Origin of the sequence: Fontisubflavum oceani, assembly GCF_030407165.1 — a bacterium.
Taxonomy (GTDB): domain Bacteria; phylum Pseudomonadota; class Alphaproteobacteria; order Rhodobacterales; family Rhodobacteraceae; genus Rhodophyticola; species Rhodophyticola oceani.
Genome location: NZ_CP129111.1, coordinates 1969509 through 1988304 on the forward strand (window position 1 = coordinate 1969509; position 18796 = coordinate 1988304).

At 60.1% G+C, this 18796-nt stretch carries 13 protein-coding genes and 1 tRNA gene; 4 read left to right on the forward strand and 10 right to left on the reverse strand.

Going from position 1 to position 18796, the window contains the following annotated elements:
- Positions 1-34: 34 nt before the first annotated feature.
- Positions 35-907 carry an aminoglycoside phosphotransferase family protein gene (locus QTA57_RS10195; RefSeq protein WP_290151328.1) on the reverse strand — a complete coding sequence of 291 codons (873 nt, stop codon included), beginning with the start codon at positions 905-907 and terminating at the stop codon, positions 35-37.
- Between the two features lie 357 nt (positions 908-1264).
- Here QTA57_RS10195 and QTA57_RS10200 point away from each other — a divergent pair, with 357 nt between their 5' ends.
- The 3 genes from QTA57_RS10200 to QTA57_RS10210 all read left to right on the forward strand — a co-directional run bounded on the left by QTA57_RS10200 (position 1265) and on the right by QTA57_RS10210 (position 8927).
- Complete coding sequence (locus QTA57_RS10200) at positions 1265-3400, forward strand: glycosyltransferase (RefSeq protein WP_290151329.1); 2136 nt, start codon at positions 1265-1267, stop codon at positions 3398-3400.
- The gene (locus QTA57_RS10205) at positions 3397-8034 is read left to right on the forward strand and encodes an alginate lyase family protein (protein WP_290151330.1); all 4638 of its coding nucleotides are present in this window, start codon (positions 3397-3399) and stop codon (positions 8032-8034) included. The genes QTA57_RS10200 and QTA57_RS10205 overlap by 4 nt, the downstream gene beginning before the upstream one ends.
- Positions 8035-8345: 311 nt before the next feature.
- Positions 8346-8927 (forward strand): hypothetical protein, encoded by a 582-nt coding sequence (locus QTA57_RS10210; RefSeq protein ID WP_290151331.1) that lies wholly within the window; start codon positions 8346-8348, stop codon positions 8925-8927.
- Positions 8928-9067: 140 nt separating this feature from the next.
- Here the strand turns inward: QTA57_RS10210 and QTA57_RS10215 are convergent, their stop codons facing one another.
- From QTA57_RS10215 to QTA57_RS10245, 7 genes are all read right to left on the reverse strand, one after another.
- Complete coding sequence (locus QTA57_RS10215; protein WP_145216644.1) at positions 9068-9325, reverse strand: hypothetical protein; 258 nt, start codon at positions 9323-9325, stop codon at positions 9068-9070.
- 865 nt (positions 9326-10190) lie between these two features.
- A tRNA-Glu gene (locus QTA57_RS10220) sits at positions 10191-10265 on the reverse strand.
- A gap of 79 nt (positions 10266-10344) precedes the next feature.
- Complete coding sequence (gene recJ / locus QTA57_RS10225; RefSeq protein ID WP_290151332.1) at positions 10345-12087, reverse strand: single-stranded-DNA-specific exonuclease RecJ; 1743 nt, start codon at positions 12085-12087, stop codon at positions 10345-10347.
- On the reverse strand, positions 12084-12647 hold the full coding sequence (locus tag QTA57_RS10230; protein WP_290151333.1) for a cysteine hydrolase family protein: 564 nt from the start codon (positions 12645-12647) through the stop codon (positions 12084-12086). Before QTA57_RS10230 ends, recJ begins: the two co-directional genes overlap by 4 nt.
- Before the next feature lie 5 nt (positions 12648-12652).
- Complete coding sequence (gene glpX / locus QTA57_RS10235) at positions 12653-13618, reverse strand: class II fructose-bisphosphatase (RefSeq protein ID WP_290151334.1); 966 nt, start codon at positions 13616-13618, stop codon at positions 12653-12655.
- Between the two features lie 108 nt (positions 13619-13726).
- Entirely contained in the window at positions 13727-15013 is a 1287-nt protein-coding gene (locus QTA57_RS10240) for a homoserine dehydrogenase (RefSeq protein WP_290151335.1), read from the reverse strand.
- Between the two features lie 81 nt (positions 15014-15094).
- Positions 15095-15343 (reverse strand): hypothetical protein, encoded by a 249-nt coding sequence (locus tag QTA57_RS10245; RefSeq protein WP_290151336.1) that lies wholly within the window; start codon positions 15341-15343, stop codon positions 15095-15097.
- Between the two features lie 77 nt (positions 15344-15420).
- On the opposite strand from QTA57_RS10245, the gene QTA57_RS10250 reads away from it, so the two are divergent.
- The gene (locus QTA57_RS10250) at positions 15421-16005 is read left to right on the forward strand and encodes a TetR/AcrR family transcriptional regulator (protein WP_290151337.1); all 585 of its coding nucleotides are present in this window, start codon (positions 15421-15423) and stop codon (positions 16003-16005) included.
- Positions 16006-16170: 165 nt separating this feature from the next.
- Here QTA57_RS10250 and QTA57_RS10255 read toward each other — a convergent pair whose 3' ends face one another.
- Together QTA57_RS10255 and glyA are read right to left on the reverse strand one after the other, a co-directional pair.
- Positions 16171-17208, reverse strand: coding sequence for a fatty acid desaturase (locus QTA57_RS10255; protein WP_290151338.1), 1038 nt, complete (start codon positions 17206-17208; stop codon positions 16171-16173).
- A 176-nt stretch (positions 17209-17384) separates the two neighbouring features.
- Entirely contained in the window at positions 17385-18680 is a 1296-nt protein-coding gene (gene glyA, locus QTA57_RS10260) for a serine hydroxymethyltransferase (protein ID WP_290151339.1), read from the reverse strand.
- Between the last annotated feature and the right edge of the window lie 116 nt (positions 18681-18796).

Sequence of the window (18796 nt, forward strand, 5' to 3'; positions counted from 1 at the left end):
GCTGCTCCGGTGCGAAATCGTGGGCCTTGCCGATCTAGAGGTTCGCCACAGTGCCATAGGCGGTGACAAGCGCCTCAAGCCGAGAGGAGGCGCGATCAAGTAGTCGCTGCTCAAACGGCGTCCTGTTGACTTCCTTCACAAGCGAATGTGCCGCCATGACGACCCCCCAGGCGATAAGCCTTTCGTGGTTTAACCCGGTGCGGCTGTTGATTTGATTTGCCACCCGAATGGCGCGCTTCGGATCGCTGACAATCTCGACCTGATAGCTGGGATTGCAGAAGGCTTGCCCATATTCCGCTTCGGCTTCCCCAAACAGGGTCATCGGATCGATGACGCACCATCCGCGATGACCTTTGACGACATTTGTATGGTGCAAATCGCCGTGCAGCATGCCGCGATCGGCCGCCGCGTCGCGATCAATCGCCCGACGCATCACGTCGCGCGCCTGTCGAAACGTGGCGGTTGCCAAGATTGGGTGGGCATCTAGAGGCGTTTCCTGAAGCGTTTCGAATCGCTTGTTGAGATCTTTGGCCGGTTTGAACCCCTGCCGCTTCTTGCGGATCGCCTCGGCGATATCGATGATGATCTCGGTTGCGGCCTCATCATCCCCCCGCGCGACGACTTTCGACAGCATCTCGCCTTCCAAGCGCTCTAACAGTAAAGCGCCGGGGCACATGCGCAGAAGCCGCGCCGTCGAGTCTCCATCCATCAATGACAGGAAATTCGGCGATTCCGCCTCGGACCCGAGAGAGAGGCGGCGATAGAGTTTCAACATCGCCGGAACGCCGTCCTCCATTCTAACTTCAAAGATTTGCGCCTGGCGCCGCGCGGGCCGGGTGCCTTCCAAAGTCAGGTTCCATTGGTCGAGCAGCGGTGCCGGATCAAGATCTTTCGATGATCCAGCCATGGAACTTCCCCTTCGTATCGTGCCGCCTCGTGGTGCCGGGCGGGCCATGCCGTTTCCCTTAGTGGGGCCAGATTCCGCCAAAATCTCAAGGGGTTTGCCCAGAAAAACCGCGCGACCCTTGGAAAATGGGCCATCTTTCGGTCGGTTTTCCTATTCGGTCTGTGTCTCTGGCGGCACCTTCAGCACAGACCATCGGCACGGTCCGTGCTATACTACGCCTTCTCACAGTAGATCGGCAAAATGGCCACACAACTAGAGGTGGTGACCCCTGAGGACAGGGTGGAAACCGCAAGGGCTTGCCAGATAAGGAAGATTTCGCATAACGTCCCTGATTGGGGGCGGATCGAGTCAGGGACTATGAGTTCGACGCGTCAAGATGGCACCTACGATATCGTCCTCCTTGCCGATTGTACGCGCAAGGGTGATGTCGGTTTGCGCATTGCGCAGGAAATCCGGACATACACCGATATGGGGTGCCGGGTCGGGATTGTGCAGTTGCAGGTCCACACACCGCCAGCCACGATTTCACCCGATATTCAGCTTTGCGTGCGTGAAGGCCTGGTGGATGTCTTGCCTGCGCAACCATCGGCCCGAACAAAGCTGGCGATTGTCCATTCGCCATCCAGCCTTCAGGTTCCGGTGCAGAATCTCTCCGATCTCTCCGCCGATCAGGTTGTCTTCGTGCATGAGCGAAAACCATCGCTCTCGCAGATGGGCCTTTGGTTGGGCTTACAGATTGGCCCGGTCACATGGGCGCCCACAAACCGATGGGTACGGACGGCGCTGGCGGAGTTGAACACGCCGGTTCCGCTTTTGGATGAAGACTGGCGGCCTGTTGGGCGGCCACTCTTCAGTTTGGGTACCGCGCCTGGCGTCATCAGGCCGACTGTCATCGGTCGGGTGAGTGACCCGGGTCCGACGCAATGGCCAAAAACAAAAGAGGACATCGAGCGGATTTATCCAATTGGGCGAGGGCAGGATTTTCGCGTCATGGGGACGCCTCCGGGCCAACTCTGGAAGAAGCTCGCCGGAAAGCCGGGTTTGACCGTTTTTGACTCCAAGGACGTGACGGTCGAGCGTTTTGTGGAGATGTTGGGCATCTTCATGTATTTTCCGGGCGTTTCAATCCCCTCGATGCCGGAGGCCGCAATTGCGTCGGCAATGGCGTCGGGCAAGCTCGTGATGTTGCCAAAACATCTGGAATGTCATTTTGGGCCTGGCGCGATCTACGCCGATGCCGCTGACGCGCGCTCCACGGTCGAGGGTCTTCTGGCCGATGAAGACGCTTTGGAAACCGCGCGCAACGATGCCGCACGGTACAGCGCGTTCCAGTTTTCCGAGACCTCGCTTCGCTCCAAGGTCTTGCACCTGCTGGACGAGGCCAAACCGCGCAAGCGGCGCAAGGCCCGAAAATCGCCCGCCAAACGTGTGTTGTTCGTTCCGTCCAATGGCGTGGGTTTGGGTCATGTGACCCGGCTTCTTGCGATAGCGCGCCGTCTTGAGGATCAGGTTGAACCGATCTTTGCCACCATGGCGCAGGCCGCCCCGATCATTGAATCCTTTGGCTACCGGGCCGAATACATCCCGTCGCAGGGTGACACGAACACAGACCCCTCAAATTGGGACGCTTGGTTTCGATCTGAACTAGGCGCCTTGATTGACCGGTATGAGCCGAGCGCTGTCGTTTTTGACGGCAATAATCCCACACCAGGGCTGGTTCATGGGGTTCTGTCACGCGGACACTGTGGTTTGGTCTGGGTGCGCCGCGGCATGGTTGGCCCGACCCCGTCGCCATATCTAGACAACGCCCGCTTCATGGATCGCATCATCGAGCCGGGCGAAACGGCGGCGGAATGGGACCATGGACCAACAGCGGCACGCCAGAACGAAGTGATGCTTGTCGACCCGATCACGCTTCTTGATCAAGAGGAACTGCTGCCGCGAAAAGCAGCGCTCAAAGCGCTCGGCCTTTCACCCGAGAACCCGTCGGTTTTGGTCCAACTCGGCGCGGGGGCAAACCGAGACGTCCTCGCTTTGACGAACGAGATTCTCGAACAGCTTCAGAAATTCCCGAACCTGCAGATCGTGCTGGCCGAATGGGAGAATAGCCCCGTCGAGTTCTCTGATGCCGGGGTGACCCGGCTGCTTCGTGGTTTTCCGCTGAGCCGGTTCTTCAAAGCGTTTGATTTTTCGATTTCGGCTGCGGGGTATAATACCTTCCATGAAGTGGTGGCGTCCGGTTTGCCGACGATCTTCTTTGCCAACCGGCATCCTGCGATGGATGAGCAGGGCACCCGGGCGGCCTATATGCAGGAACATGGCGCGGCTTTTGATCTTCCAGAGGATGAGTTGTTCCATTTGCCCGCGCTTTGCGAGGCCCTGCTGAACAAAGAGGCGCAAGCCTTTATGCGCGACGAGTGCCAGAAGCTCTACACGGGCAATGGCGCGGCTGCTGCGGCGAGGGCGATAATGGATTTGGTCGATAAAACATGAGCAAAGCCAAGAAGATAAAGGCCGCAGCGGCAGGCCAGGCGAAACTGTGCAACTCGGCCACGTCGAAGGTGCAACGGGTTATGTGGGAGACCCAGAGGCAACCCCAAGCCGAACCGACGCAGGACCTTGGTTTGACAGAGGATCAACTCTTGGGTTGGCCGGTGGCCAAGCGGCCGCAAGTGGCGCTCAAACCGCGGCCTGGATGGCATGCGGGCGAGGGCTCCGGCGGTGTGCCGGTTGTCGCTGTTGCAGCGTTCGGGCTGGACGAAGATCGACTACGGCTCGTCCTGAAACAGATCAAGCGGCAGCAGCGGAACAAGGGACCGTTCGTGCCGCTCTTCCTGACCGATGCGACACAACACGCGCTGTTACGTCGGTCTGAGGTTCTTTTCGAATACTTTCCTGAGGCGGTCTATCTGGCGGAGGCCAATGCGGCCCTTTTGAGCAAACGCTTCAACGCTCTTTGGAAAAAGTGGCGGCCCAGCTACCTGATCGATCTGGGCAAGCCGGGGTTGCTGCGCGCGCGACTTGAAGACTACGACACCTATTATCAGTCAGGGCTTGATCCGAACACGGTGTTTGACCCTCGAAATGAGCCGATTGAGCCATCCCTGCCAGCCGTGACCGATGTTGCAGCGCTGAAGGCGGAGTATCTTACCAAAGGGCTGGATCGTGCGGCGGATACCTTTGTCCTCTACAGAATACTAGGTAACGATCTGCCACCGCGACATGAGGAAGGGCAAACGCTCAAGAACCTCCGGTTCATCTTGGAGAACGAGCCCGAGCTTATGCATTGCGAGAAGCGTTGGGTCGTCAACCGGATCGCCGATGCTGAGCAAGAACAGGCTGTGATCGCGCTTCTGGAACAATATGACCAGCCGTTTCTTCATATCCCCTTCGATCTCGATGAGTACCGAAACGTCGAGTGGGATTTCGAAAGCTTTCCGCAGATGACCTTCTTTCTGAATGGTCGCTATGCCAACATGTATGACCATGACAAGTTGCGCGCGAAGGCCCACGCGCGGCGGCACAAAAACAGATATGTCATGAATAATAACGGGGCCCGGAACGCGGCGCTGCGTGATGGGCGAGGGCGGGCCAAATGGGTTCTGCCCTGGGATGGCAATTGCTTTCTGACCAAATCAGCTTGGTCCGAGGTGGTGCAGAGCGTCACCAATGCACCGCATTTGAAGTATTTTACCGTGCCGATGTCGCGGACGACGGATAATGCGGACCTTCTGAAACGACGGTACAACCCCGAAGCCGTGGACGAGCCGCAACTGCTGTTCCGCAATGATGCGACGGAGGAGTTCGACGAAGATTTCCACTATGGTCGGCGCCCGAAGGTCGAATTGTTTTGGCGGTTGGGGATCCCGGGCGTCTGGGATGCGTGGCGGGGCGACAGCTGGGATTTGCCGAGGCCGGCGCGCGCCGCAGAAGCGGGGGATTGTGGCCAGGCCGGGTGGGTTGCGCGCCTCCATTCTGGGCGGAACGACCTAGAAGCCTCCTCTGATCAGGTCACCGTGCAGCGCGGCATGGCGCGCTCAGAGGCGATCGTCAGCTTGATCGATGCGTTGGATCGCCGGGCGTTGGCGGCGAAGTTCGACGCGGCATCGCTCAAAGCCTATGACGAGCCGATTTTGGCATCGTTGAAGCTGGCCCCGGCGGATGCCGCCAAGGGCATGATCTACACCCGATTGCAGCAAGAAGCCGATCTTGCATTGCAGCGGGGTCCGTACTCCGTCGTCGATAAAACGATGGCCCCACCAAGCGGCGACAAACACGATTACTTTCACCCGGCCCCCTATTGGTGGCCAAACCCGCATACCAAAAGCGGATACCCCGCGATCCGCCGTGATGGAGAACGCTCGCCCGGTACCCGGCTTTATGAGCCGGAGAGCGCGCGCTATGATCGGACCCGCCTACAGCGCCTTTTCGACGATACAACGATCCTGGCACTGGCGGGAAGCAGCAGTGGCAATACCGAATATCATCAGCATGCCGCCAAGTTGGTCCGTCATTGGTTCATAGACCCCAGAACCCGGATGAATCCGCATCTTGAATATGCACAGGTGCGGACCAGCAAGGGCGAAGCGAAAGGGACCGCGCGGGGCCTGATAGAGATGAAAGATCTCTATTTTTTCTTGGACGCGGTTCGTCTTCTAGAGCGCTCGGGGACGTTCACTGAGGCTGACAAGACGGCGTTGCACGAGTGGATGCGCGACTATCTCGACTGGCTGCTTGAAAGTGAGCAAGGGCAGGAAGAGTGCCGCGCGGCGAATAACCACGGCACCTGTTATGATCTGCAAGTGGCGGCCATTGCCGCATATCTTGGTGATGTCGACGTCTTGGCAACGACCTTTCGAAGGAGCCGCGAACGCATTGCGGGCCAGTTCAGCAAGAACGGCTCGCAAAAGCACGAGCTAACCCGCACGCAGACCGAACATTACTGCGCGTTTAACCTTCAGTCCTGGATAAATCTGGCGAACCTGGCCGAACGCTGCGGTGATACGCTTTGGCACTATGAAGGAAAGGAGGGCCGGAACCTGGCGGCCGGTTTCCACTGGATGTTGTCGAAATATTGCCAAGGGAAATGGCCCTATGAGCAGATCGCCGCGTTCGACAAAGATCGCTATCTGCCAATCATCTACTGCGCGCAGGCCAGGTACACCTCAAACGATACGGCGAACCGGGCGCTCGGGTTTCTCAGAAAACCGTTCTTCTTCCCGCATGATGGGATCATGCCGTTTTGGATGTTGTCCTCCAGTTTACAGTCGTCAGGCGCCGCGGAGGGGGGCACGTTTGCCCGATTGATCAGCAAAGCCGAGGATCGTGCCCGCAGTGGTATTTCTGGCGGGCGGCAGAAGCGGGCCTCTCCAAAGGCGTTGGAAAAGCGGCTTTGGGGCGGATACCCCGATCAAGCTGCTGTTGATCTTAATGCGGTGCAGCACTCCCCGGCTTATCCCGACGCCGATCGCTGTTTCGCGGCATGGACCCTGGGAAGGTGGCTGAGTTTCAATGGCGAGTTTGCCGAGGCACTGCCGAAGATCCGAGAGGCGCGCGATTTCGATCAATCAGAGAAGCGGCGCTATATCTTGTCGGAGGCGAACTGCATGATCGAGCTGGGTCGTGCGGAAGAAGCGCGCGCGATGGTCGAAGGGCAGTTGGAGTTCCACCCCGATGATCCAAACCTCTTCTTCCAGATCGCCAACACGTTCCAAGCCCAACCCGGTACTGACGATCCAGAGGTTGCTGCGGCCAAGCTGTCTTGGATCAACAAGGTTTATCTCACCAATGGCCTAGCGACGATCCAGAAGAAGCAAGCCGACAAGCCATTGAGTTTCTTTAATATTACGGGTGAGGATGTAGTGCCCGCAAGGCCGGATGATGTGCGGGGCACCAAGGTCTCCGTCATCATGCCGGTCTATAATGGTGCTGAGACTATCGGCATCGCGATCAAAAGCATGCTGGCGCAGACATGGTCGAATCTGCAAATCATCGTGGTTGATGACGCCAGCACCGATGCGACATGCGATGTGGTGAAATCAATTGCAGCGACGGACTCGAGGGTCGAACTGGTCGAGCTTAAGACCAACGGCGGGGCCTATATTGCCCGTAACACCGGGATGGAGCTGGCGAAGGGCGACTATGTCACCGTCCACGACTCCGACGACTGGTCCCATCCGCAGAAGGTGGAGATGCAGTTCCGGCAGCTCAACAGCAGCCGAAATGCCATGGCGGTTCTGTCTCGTTGGATGCGGGTACACCCGGATCTCTTTGCCATTGGCTTCTGGCGGCCGGATGAGCATCTGATGAGCATTAATCTGTCATCGCTGTTGTTCCGAAAAGACCTGCTTAACGAGATCGGCCCCTGGGATACCGTTCGGGCTGGCGCGGATAATGAGTTCGGCTGGCGGTTCCGGACCAGATATGGCGATGATGCGATCACCACGACATCCCGCAACGTGCCCTTGGCGTTAAGTTTGATCCGACCGGATTCGCTGACCCGACAGAATGCGACGCATGTTCGAACGGTCTATCACGGCATTCGCAGAGATTATCAGCGCACATACCGGCGCTGGCAGGACAGTATGCCGCCAGAAGAGCTCCGCCTGGAACCTGTCGATCCGAAGTCTCGCGTTTTCCCGGCACCTCGACCGATGCTTCAATCCCCCTACGAGCCGGCGGCGTTCAAATCGGTATTCATTGCCGACTACACGCAAGGTGGCCACAACATCGACGCGATTTCGGAGATTGTTGTGCAGGCGGCATCCGACGGCGACGGGGTCGGTATCTTTCACTGGCCGGATTATGAGAACACCGCCGATGGTGCCTTCCACCCGGTCATTTGCGAGTTGCTCGACACATTCAAGATCGAACAGATCAGCGCCTATCAGGATGTTCGGGCGGAGAGCTTGGTGCTCTGCGATGCACTGTTGGCGCGATATCCGATAGCGGGGCTGCCTGATTTCGGAGCCAAGCAAGTTGATGTCCTCTGCCCGTATGCCGGGTCACAAGAGATGATCTTCGACCCGAGGCGGCGGCGTATGCCCACAAAGGCCGAACTGGAAGACTTGTTCTCGACGCCTTGTCGTCTGCTACATTTTGAGCCCGCTCCGCCCGCAAACTCCTGATCGGCGCGTCCCTCCGCCATGCTTATGACTGTCGCGCGATTGCCCAATTGGGTCTCCTGCTGCGTCTGGCGCGTCGAGCTTGGCAGAGAGCAAATGACCAGAATGGGCACATTTGAGCGGTCTTGTGCCAGCATTCCAACGAAATCCGGCGAAGCCTCGCTGACATAGTGCTGCCCGGTTCTCGGCGGATTGAAACCACGAAAAGGCCCCGGCAAAGCGCCGAGGCTTTCTCATTCAAGCCCCAATGCACCGCCAGGATTTCCATCATGACCCAACAAAAGCTCGCCGCCATGACGGGCAGGAGCATGAGAATGAAACGTTTGATCCCCCTGTTGATCCTGGGCCTCGGCTTTGTCGTGTCGGCGTGTTCGGTGCCCGTGGATGTCAGCCGCGGCGCTCCGGTCGCTTTGGTGCCCGATGCCGAAATCGCGCAAAGTGCCGCGTCGTTTGCGCAGCCTGAGCTGCAAGCCGAACCGCGCGCTCAGGCCGCCGCCGTTACACAACCCGATCCGCAGCGTGTCTTGCGGCGGAGCCAGGTCAATGTGATCACCAACGACAATGGCGGTGATCTGGTGAGTTACGCGCAATCCGTCTCAAGGGCACGTATCGACAACACCCAGGTTGCGTTTAACGGCAGATGTGCGTCTGCATGTACGCTCTATTTGTCGTTGAGCCCTTCGCAGACATGTATCACCCGTGGCGCATCGTTTTGGTTTCATCGAGCTTATGGCGCGCGACCGGATTTCAACCAGTGGGGCACTGACTATATGATGACCCGGTATCCTGCGTGGGTTCGGCGCTGGATCGCCGCACATGGAGGATTGTCCAATCGTCTGATGCGTATGGACTATACCTATGCGGCACAACATATGAGGCCATGCCGAATGGCTTGAGCCGGACGTTTTGTCCGAGTCAAACGCCAAAGGGGCGCGTTTCACATGGAAACGCGCCCTTTAGCAATGAAAGACACGGCGAACACATGTATGCCGACGTTTGAAGGCCGGTCGTGTCCAGCGGGAGCGACGTATTTAAATCAATACGGTTGCTCTGGAATCTCCGCCACAGGGCCGCCGCCTAGAAGATCTACGACAAACGAAACACAAGGGTCTTCCGGCCGTAGGGCAAGAAGTGCCTCAAGCTCCGCTTGCAAGACCGAGCGATCCTCGATCTGAGCGTAGTACTCGCACCGTTCCGCGACATCCCCGGCATCTTGGGCGTATGCCCCATCGGGGATCCCGACCCGTGCCGTTATAGCGGCCAAAGCGGCAATAACTCCAATTTTACTGCGCATAATAGTCCTCCTTCCCTGCCGAAGAACAGCACTTAAAAATACATGTGCCGCTCACAGAGAACTTTCCGCCTAGCCCCAGTGCCGGGCGGAAAGACGCTCGACAGGATTGCTAAAATTTCAACATAATTTCAACATATTTGCCCAACTTGCGCCGCATTTTATTGGAAACAGTCTGATTACACACAATATCTTGTGCTTGGAGTATTTTGAAGCACTATGAGTGGCGACCCTTCTTCTAAGCCAAGAGCTTGTGCGGCGTTTTAGGGTACTCGCTCATCGTCCTGCTTGATCAAGCTTCCCAAATGCCGAGATTTGCGCGTCGCTGAAACGGCTTGTCGCCCTCAACCATCACGCGGAATGAGCCCGCAAAGCTTGATGCAGATTATTCAACAAGAGACCTGAGCAACGGTCGAGGTCTGTGCGATCTGTCTCCCTGGTCTCGGTGCAGACGAGTCGGTCCTCCTCGACGGGATCGGTGTTGTGACCCTGGACGAAATGGCGAGCCGGTTGCTGGCCCCAAACAGACGCCTCTTGGATTTCTAACGGGGTAGAGAAGCTTGCGTTGCGCCGACAAGAACAGCATGTCAGTGGGCGGGTTTGCCCAAGCAGTGGCGTTCCGAGATACGGAGACGCCGCGCCCCATTTTGTTTCTGATTGCGGCGCGTGCGAAAGCGCTTATTGCCACCCCGGCCATCGCGATGGAGCGGGCCGCGAGCGAGATCAATCGCCATAGAGGCCGCGACTGGCTGGTCGCGGCTTGTTGCTTGGTTCACCCGAAGTGATCGCGCCTGGCCAGCAAATTGGTGAGGCAATACAACTTGATTGCCAAGTCCCTTATCTTATTCAGCGCTTTTTGGAGAGTGCCTGGCAGCCCGTAGGGGAATCGAACCCCTCTTTCCAGGTTGAAAACCTGGCGTCCTAACCGATAGACGAACGGGCCACGCTTGGCGTGGGCGGGTTCTAGGCAAACGTGCGAGGGCGCGCAAGGGGATTCTTTACCTGTTTGCCCGCAAATTTTCTCAGGCCCAGGCGGCGTCCTCCAGGCGGAGTTGGACGCGCTGCCGTCCTTGCCAGTGATTGATCTCTATGCGACCGGCCAGATGTGCTTTCCGGCCCCCATGCGCTTCGAGCGCCGGACCCAGGCCGGACTGCTGTGCGTTGAAACAGATTGCATCGATCGTCACCGGGCCGCCATCGGTGAAGCTCAGCTTCAGGTGGCCGTCGCCGACCGGTTTGGTATAGGCGATCCGCACCGCCGGAAACACAAAGCGCGGCGCAGGGGCGCCAGCGCCGAAGGGTCCTGCGGCCTCAAGCTGCTCTATCAGTTCAGGAGTAGCCCCTGCGGGCATCAACAGACCGTCTAGGCGCAGGTCGGCGGGACCGGCCTCGCCCGCGCCTTGTTTGCCAAGCAATTCGGCCAGACGGGCCATGGCCGGTTCCAACATGTCCCGGGTCACGCTGAGACCTGCCGCCATGCGGTGCCCGCCGCCTTTGACGAGCAAACCTTCGGCAGCCAGGCGCTGGATCGAGGCGCCGAGATCGACGCCGGAGATCGACCGGCCCGAGCCTTTGCCGTCGTCCCCATCGAAACCAATCACCACGGCAGGGCGGTTGGTGGCTTCTTTCAACCGGCTTGCGACAATGCCGACCACGCCGGGGTGCCAGCCATCGGCGGCGGCCCAGACCAATGGGCCATCAAGCCCTCTGGTCTCGGCTTGGGCCAGCGCGGCATCGCGCACCTGCGCCTCGATATCGCGGCGATCTGTGTTCAGGTCATCAAGCCGTTTGGCGAGCGTCTGCGCTTCGGACGGGTCGCGTGTTGCCAAGAGCCTTGCGCCGAGATCGGCCTGCCCAATCCGACCGCCCGCATTGACCCGAGGGCCAAGGACAAACCCCAGATGGTACGATGTGGGCGCACGGTCGAGCCGTGCCACATCCGACAGCGCCGCAAGGCCAGGCCGAGCGCGCCGACCCATCACAGTCAAACCTTGCCGGACAAACGCCCGGTTCACCCCGGTCAGTTGCGCCACATCGGCCACTGTGGCCAAGGCCACCAAATCGAGCATCGCCATCAGGTCGGGGCCGGTGATGCCTTTGGCGCGCTGCCGCCGGTTCAACTCAACCAGCAAGAGAAACACCACGGCCGCGGCGCAGAGATGGCCCAGATCGCCGCTCTCATCCTGTCGATTGGGGTTCACCACGGCGACACAATCGGGCAGGTCGGCTCCCGCCAAATGGTGGTCCAGCACGATCACATCGGCACCGCGCGCCGCCACAATTGGTCCGTGGCTGAGCGTGCCGCAATCCACGCAGATGATCAGGGTATGGGTCTTGGCCAAATCGGCCATCGCCGCGTCATTCGGGCCATAGCCCTCGTCGATCCGGTCGGGAATATAGAGCTTTGCGTCATGCCCCGCTTGCCGCAGCCAATCCAGCAGCAGTGCGGCGCTTGACCCGCCATCCACATCGTAATCGGCGAAAATCGCGATCTTCTCGCGGGCGGTCAGCGCGGCCAAGACCCGCTCGGCGGCGGGCGCCATGTCGCGCAAGCTCATCGGGTCGGGCAGTAGGTCACGGAGCGCGGGGGCGAGGAAGCTTTCTGCGGCCTCAGGTGTCACACCGCGCCGCGCCAGAACCTGCGCCACGGCGGGCGGCTGTCCGGCTTGTTGGCGCAGCGCCTCAGCAAGGCGCTCTTGCTCAATCGTGGGGCCGACCCATCGGCGCCCGGTGAGTGAGGTTTCGACATCAAGAAACGCCGTCACGGGACCTCCGCGAGCAGGGCATCGACCGAAATGGCCTCGGCGAATTCTCCGTGCAAATGCGAGACGGCGCTTTGATGAATCTGCTCCGGGCTCAGCGGTGGCACACCCTCGGCCCAGTCCGTATCGGCATTGGCTGCGAAACTGGCGCAGGCGTCATGGGCGAGGCGCACCTGAAACCCCAGATTGGCGGCCATCCGCGTGGTGGTTGAGACGCAATGCGGCGTGGTCAGCCCGCAGATCACCAGATCGGAAATCCCCGCGTCGCGCAGATGGCTTTCCAACGCCGTGCCGATAAAGGCGCTGTTGACTGACTTCTCAAACACCGGTTCGTTGGGCCAGGGCGCGACCTCGGGCTTGAATGCCGTGCCGACGGTTTCCGGGCCAAGCGGGCTGCCAGGCTCAACACTGATATGCCGGACATGGATCACCGGCGCGCCAAGCGCCCGCCAATGATTGAGCAACGCGCCAGCCTTTGTTTCGGCATCCGGGTTGTTGCGGGCGCCCCAGAACGGGCTGTCAAACCCGGTCTGAATGTCGATCAACAGCAGGGCGGGGTGCATGACGCTTATCTTGTCGGGTTGCGATAGCTCATCCGCCGGACGGAGCCGGTTTTGGAGCGCATCAGCAAGGTCTCGGCGGTCAGATAGCCCACCTCGCGTTTGATCCCCGGCACAATCGAACCATCGGTGACGCCGGTCGCGGCAAAAATCACATCCTGAGTGACCATATCGTCACGGGTATAGACCCGGTCGAGATTGGTGATCCCCGCCTTTTGCGCACGCCCCCGCTCGTCATCGTTGCGGAACAGCAGCTTGCCATACATCTGCCCGCCCATGCATTTCAGCGCTGCGGCGGCCAAGACGCCCTCGGGCGCGCCGCCTTCGCCCATATACATGTCGATGCCGGTGATGTCGGCCTCGGCGCAGTGGATCACGCCCGCCACATCCCCATCGGTGATCAGCCGGATCGCGCAGCCGGTGGCGCGCAGTTGATCAATCATCGTTTCATGGCGTGGGCGCTCCAGCACACAAACGGTGATATTGCCGGTGGAGCAGCCCTTGGCAGCGGCCAACGCGCTGACCCTTTCGGAAGGGGTCATATCCATCGTCACAACGCCTTCGCGATAGCCGGGGCCGATGGCGAGCTTGTCCATATAGACATCCGGCGCGTGCAGCATCGAGCCGCGCGGGCCCATCGCGATCACCGTCAGCGCGTTGGGCATGTCTTTGGCCGTCAAGGTCGTACCTTCCAGCGGGTCGAGCGCGATATCGACGGCGGGGCCTTGGCCATTGCCGACCTCTTCGCCGATATAGAGCATCGGCGCTTCGTCGCGCTCCCCCTCGCCGATGACCACAACCCCTTGAATATCAAGCTTATTCAACTGATCCCGCATGGCGTTCACGGCGGCCTGGTCGGCGGCTTTCTCATCGCCATGGCCGATCAAACGGGCCGAGGCCATCGCGGCCGCCTCGGAAACGCGGGCCAGGCCCAGGGACAACATACGGTCATTGAAATCGGTGGGCGTGGTCATAAACGGGCCTTTCAGGGCAACGGAAATCGTGCCCCTGTCGTAACTGGGCGCGGGTCGCGGGGCAAGGATGGGCGCGCTAACAGGTGCGGCTCACGCCTTTTGCTTGGCTCAGACGTCTTCGATGCGCAACGCCACGGGATCGCCCTCCACGACGCCTGTGGCAGGTAGAGCGGCCAGTGCCGCATCCAGCGAGGGCCGGGCGGTGACATGGGTTACGATCAAGACCGGCACGTCTTGGTCCGGGTGGCCATATTGGCGCATCCGGTCGATGGAAATCCCGTTGTCGCCCAGGACGGTTGCGACTTTGGCGAGGGCGCCCGGTTTGTCTTTCAGCGTCAAGCGTAGGTAGTAGGGCGCGGGCGAGGCGGCGGAGGCGGGCGGCGCGGCTTTCAGGCTTTTGGCCGGTTGGCCAAAGGTCGGCACGCGGATGCCACGGGCGATATCGGTGATGTCGGAGAGTACCGCGCTGGCCGTGGGGCCTTCGCCGGCACCGGCCCCGCGCAGCACGATTTGGCCCACGCTGTCGCCTTCGAGGACCACCATATTGGTGCCGCCTTCCAGTTGCCCGAGCGGTGAGCTGTCGGGGACGAGGCAGGGGGTCATGCGTTGCTCCAACCCGCGACCTGTCATTTGCGCGACGCCTAAGAGCTTGATCTTGTAGCCCATATCGGCGGCGCGTTGGATGTCTTGCAAGGTGATCGACTGAATGCCTTGCAGCGCTACCGCGTCAAAATCGACCTGGGTTCCAAAGGCGATTGAGGCCAGGAGTGCGAGTTTATGGCCCGCATCGATGCCGCCCACATCAAGGTTCGGATCGGCTTCCAGATAGCCAAGTCGCCCGCATTCCTCGAAGAGCGCGTTATAGCCTTGGCCGGTTGCCTGCATCTGGGTCAGGATATAATTGCAGGTGCCGTTCATCACGCCCATGACGCGGGTGATCTGGTTCCCGGCGAGGCCTTCGGTCAGCGCCTTGATCACCGGGATGCCGCCTGCGACGGCGGCCTCATAACGCAGCACACGACCGGCATTTTCGGCTGCAAGCGCAAGGGCTTGGCCGTGGATCGCCAGAAGCGCTTTGTTCGCTGTCACCACATCTTTGCCAGCGGCAATCGCGGCTTCTGTCGCGGCTTTGGCGGGGCCGTCGCTGCCGCCCATCAGTTCGACAAACACATCCACATCGTCGCGGGTGGCGAGCGCCACCGGATCGTCTTCCCAAGCATATTTGGCGATGTTCACGCCGCGATCTTTGTCGCGGGAGCGGGCGGAGACGGCTGCAATCTCGATGGACTTGCCAGTGCGCGCGGTGAGAAGCTCAGCTTCCCGCTGCAGAATCTTCACCACACCGATCCCGACGGTGCCCAGACCGGCAATGCCAAGGCGCAATTTCTCAGTCATAAGCGGTCCCTTTCGCGGCGGATCACGAGCACGAAGACCCTGTTAGCGGCTAATCGGCGAGGGTGCAACGTGGGCGCTGTGTCAGGGGAGTTGCAGACGGCGTAACGCATTGGCGCGCCTGCGTAAATCCTCGGACCGAGCGTCGAGCGATTGGCCTTCCTCTTCGGCGGTGCGCGGCGGCACAGCGTCGGCCTCGGCCAGAAGTGGGCCAAGTGGCACCAGTTCGGGGAAGGCGGCCGTCTGCGCCGTCGGGCTGAGCCGCGATTGCAGGTCGGGCAGCGGGTCGCCGCAGGCCGCGAGCAGAAGGGGCAGGGTGAAGATCCAGCGCATGCGTTAGGCGTAGCGCAGGCGAGACAGGGCGTCCAGCGATGGGTTGAATTGAACGGATGTTCAGATACTGTGACCAGATGGCGCGCAAGCAAGGATCACATGCGGATATCACCGGCCCGAAGGTGCGGGAGGCGGCATTGCGGCTTTTTGCGCGGCATGGGTTTGCAGCTGTGTCGATGCGCCAGATCGCGGCAGAGGTGGGCGTGCAAGCCGGCGCGCTTTACCTCTACACCCCTGATAAGCAAACACTTTTGTTTGAGTTGATGCATGGGCATCTGGAGGAGCTTCTGGCGGCGTGGCAAGCGCCGCGGGCAGGGCCTTTGGTGCAGTTGGAGGATTTCGCCCGCCATCACATCCGGTTCCATCTAGACCGGCCGGAGCTCGTTTTTATCGCCTATATGGAGCTGCGCAATCTAGAGCCGGAGAATTTCGCGGTGATTGAACGGTTGCGTCGCGAATATGAGGATCGGCTGGAAGCGATTTTGAAGGCCGGGCAGGCGGAGCGGGTGTTTGACCTGCCGGATACGAAGCTGGCGACCATGGCGATTATTGCGATGCTGACCGGGGTGAACACTTGGTATCGTGAGGGCGGGCGCCTGGATCGGGATGCCGTTGAGGGCATTTACTGGGACATGGTGCGCAAGGCCGTTGCGGCGGAATAGGTTACAAAAATTCCCGCAATCGCGGATTTTCCAACCCTATCGCGAGATTTCTTAAGGGTTTTGTAAGGGGCGGCGGCCCTCGTCAGGCCCCCTTGCGGGAGCCATCCTCGGGCCGCGTTGCCACGGACAAGGCGACAGCGCGTTGCGATCACGCGTCTGCGCGTATCATTCCGCCGGTGTCAGGGTCGGCTCGGTTTGGCGGCGCGGGTAGGGCACCAAGCGCTCGGCCTCTTCATCCCAGAGTTTCAGTGTGAAGCTGCGGATTGCTTCAGGCCAGCGGATGGTCTGCACATCGTACTTCTTGCGCAAGGCCAAGTGGCAGCGGCGCAGCCGATAGCTCGGGATGTTGGCGTTGAAATGATGGATGTCGTGATAGGTGATATTGGCCACCGCCAGATCCCACCACCAGCCGAGATCCAGCGCCGAAGAACCCTGGAGCGCGGCGCGGGCCGGGTTCAGCTCGGGCTTGCGATCCCAATAGGTGTCTTCGAAATTGTGCTGCAGATAGACCAGGAAGACCCCGATGCAGCCGGCCACGAAGACCGTACCGGCATAGATGATCAGCCCCGGCACACCGGCGAACCACCAGATCGCGCCCACCCAGGCCGCGAGGCCCAGATTATGCGCAAGCACCATCGCCGCACCGATTTTGCTGGAATTTTTCGGCCAGCGATAGGCGAAGACATAGGTGAGAAGCCCGCCGATCGGGATCATGATGAACGGGTTGCGGTAGAGCCGGTACCAAAGACGCTTCCAAAAGCCGGAACCCTGCCATTCGCTGAGCGTCATCGTGAAGACTTCGGTCGTGTGCCGTTCATCAAGATTGCCGAGATGGGAATGGTGTTCGTTATGGTTGAACTGCATCACCCGATAGGGCGTCAGCGTGAAGACCGATAGGCCGTGGCCAGCGATGTCGTTGTGGTGTTTCTTGGCGAAAAGCGAGGCATGGCCGCAATCATGTTGCAGCACGTAGAGCCGGACGCCGGAGAAGGCGTTGATCACGACAAGCGGCACCACCAGAAGCGGGTTTGGCCAAGCCAGAACGGCGAGATAAAGCGTCAGGAAATAGACGAGGAAGGTACCGAAATAGCTGACCAAAGCGATGCGGTCGTCGCGGTCAGTCCAATCGCGGGTGAAGGCACGGATTTCGCGCTCGGCCTCGCGCCGATAGGCGGGGGTGATCTGGGGTCTTGCGGTGGTCATGTCATGCGTCTCTGAGCAGTCAAAGCTGGACGGGCTGGAAATGGCTGTCCTATCGCCCCTCTAAAATGCCATTGGCAAAGCGAAGGGACAACCCTTGGAAGCGATAGGAAAAACAGCCACTTGCCGCGCCTCGGCGAGTGATCGCCGAGGCTGGTCAACCGCAAGATGTGCGCAAACTACAGCGTGGGATAGACCGGGAAGCGTTTGCAGAGCTCCAAGACCTCGGCTTGAACCCGCGCTTCGATCTCGGCATTGCCGTCTTCGCCATGCGCGGCCAACCCATCGACAACCTGGACGATCCAATCGGCGATTTGCCGGAACTCCGGTTCGCCAAAGCCGCGCGTGGTGCCTGCGGGCGAGCCCAGACGGATGCCCGAGGTGATCGTTGGCTTTTCGGTGTCGAACGGGATGCCGTTTTTATTTGTGGTGATATGGGCCCGGCCAAGCGCCTTTTCGGTCGCGTTGCCTTTGACGCCTTTCGGACGCAGATCGACCAGAAGCACATGAGTGTCGGTGCCGCCGGTGACGATGTTCAAACCGCCCTTCATGAGTTGGTCACCCATCGCCTGGGCGTTCTTGATCACCTGGGCCTGATAGGTCTTGAACTCAGGGCGCAGCGCCTCGCCAAAGGCCACGGCTTTGGCCGCGATCACATGCATCAGCGGGCCGCCCTGGATACCGGGGAAGATCGCAGAATTGACCTTTTTGGCGATGGTCTCGTCATTGGTCACGATCATGCCGCCGCGCGGGCCACGGAGCGTCTTATGGGTCGTCGTTGTGGCCACATGGGCATGCGGGAAGGGCGAGGGGTAGTGACCCGCCGCGACCAGCCCGGCGAAATGCGCCATATCGACCATCAGATAGGCACCGACCGTATCGGCAATCTCGCGCATTTTGGCGAAATCGATGATCCGGGGAATGGCCGAGCCGCCGGCGATGATCATCTTAGGCTGATGTTCGGCGGTGAGTGCCGTGATCTGGTCGTAATCGATCTCAAGGTCCTGCTGACGGACGCCGTATTGAATGGCGTTGAACCATTTGCCCGATTGGTTGGGCTTGGCGCCGTGGGTCAGGTGACCGCCTGCATCAAGCGACATGCCGAGGATCGTATCGCCGGGCTGGAGCAGCGCTTGGAACACGCCCTGGTTCGCTTGCGAGCCAGAATTCGGCTGCACATTGGCGAAATCGCAGCCGAAAAGCTGCTTGGCGCGGTCGATCGCCATGTTCTCGGCGATGTCGACATAGTGGCAGCCGCCGTAATAGCGCCGCCCCGGATAGCCTTCGGCATATTTGTTGGTCAGCACGGAGCCTTGCGCCTCGAGCACAGCCGCCGAGACGATGTTTTCCGACGCGATCAGCTCGATTTCATCGCGCTGTCGACCTAACTCCCCTCGGATCGCGCCGAAAAGCTCGGCGTCGCGGCTCTCTAGGCTTTCGGTGAAAAATCCGTCATCGCGATGGGGGGCGTTCATGGCCGGTCTCCTATATCCAGCGGCGCGAAAGATGTGGCGGGGTTTAGGGCAATGAGTCGGGCCTGGGAAGGGTGGATTCGGTCGCATTTGCGCATGGCGGCGGCATTTTCCGGGTT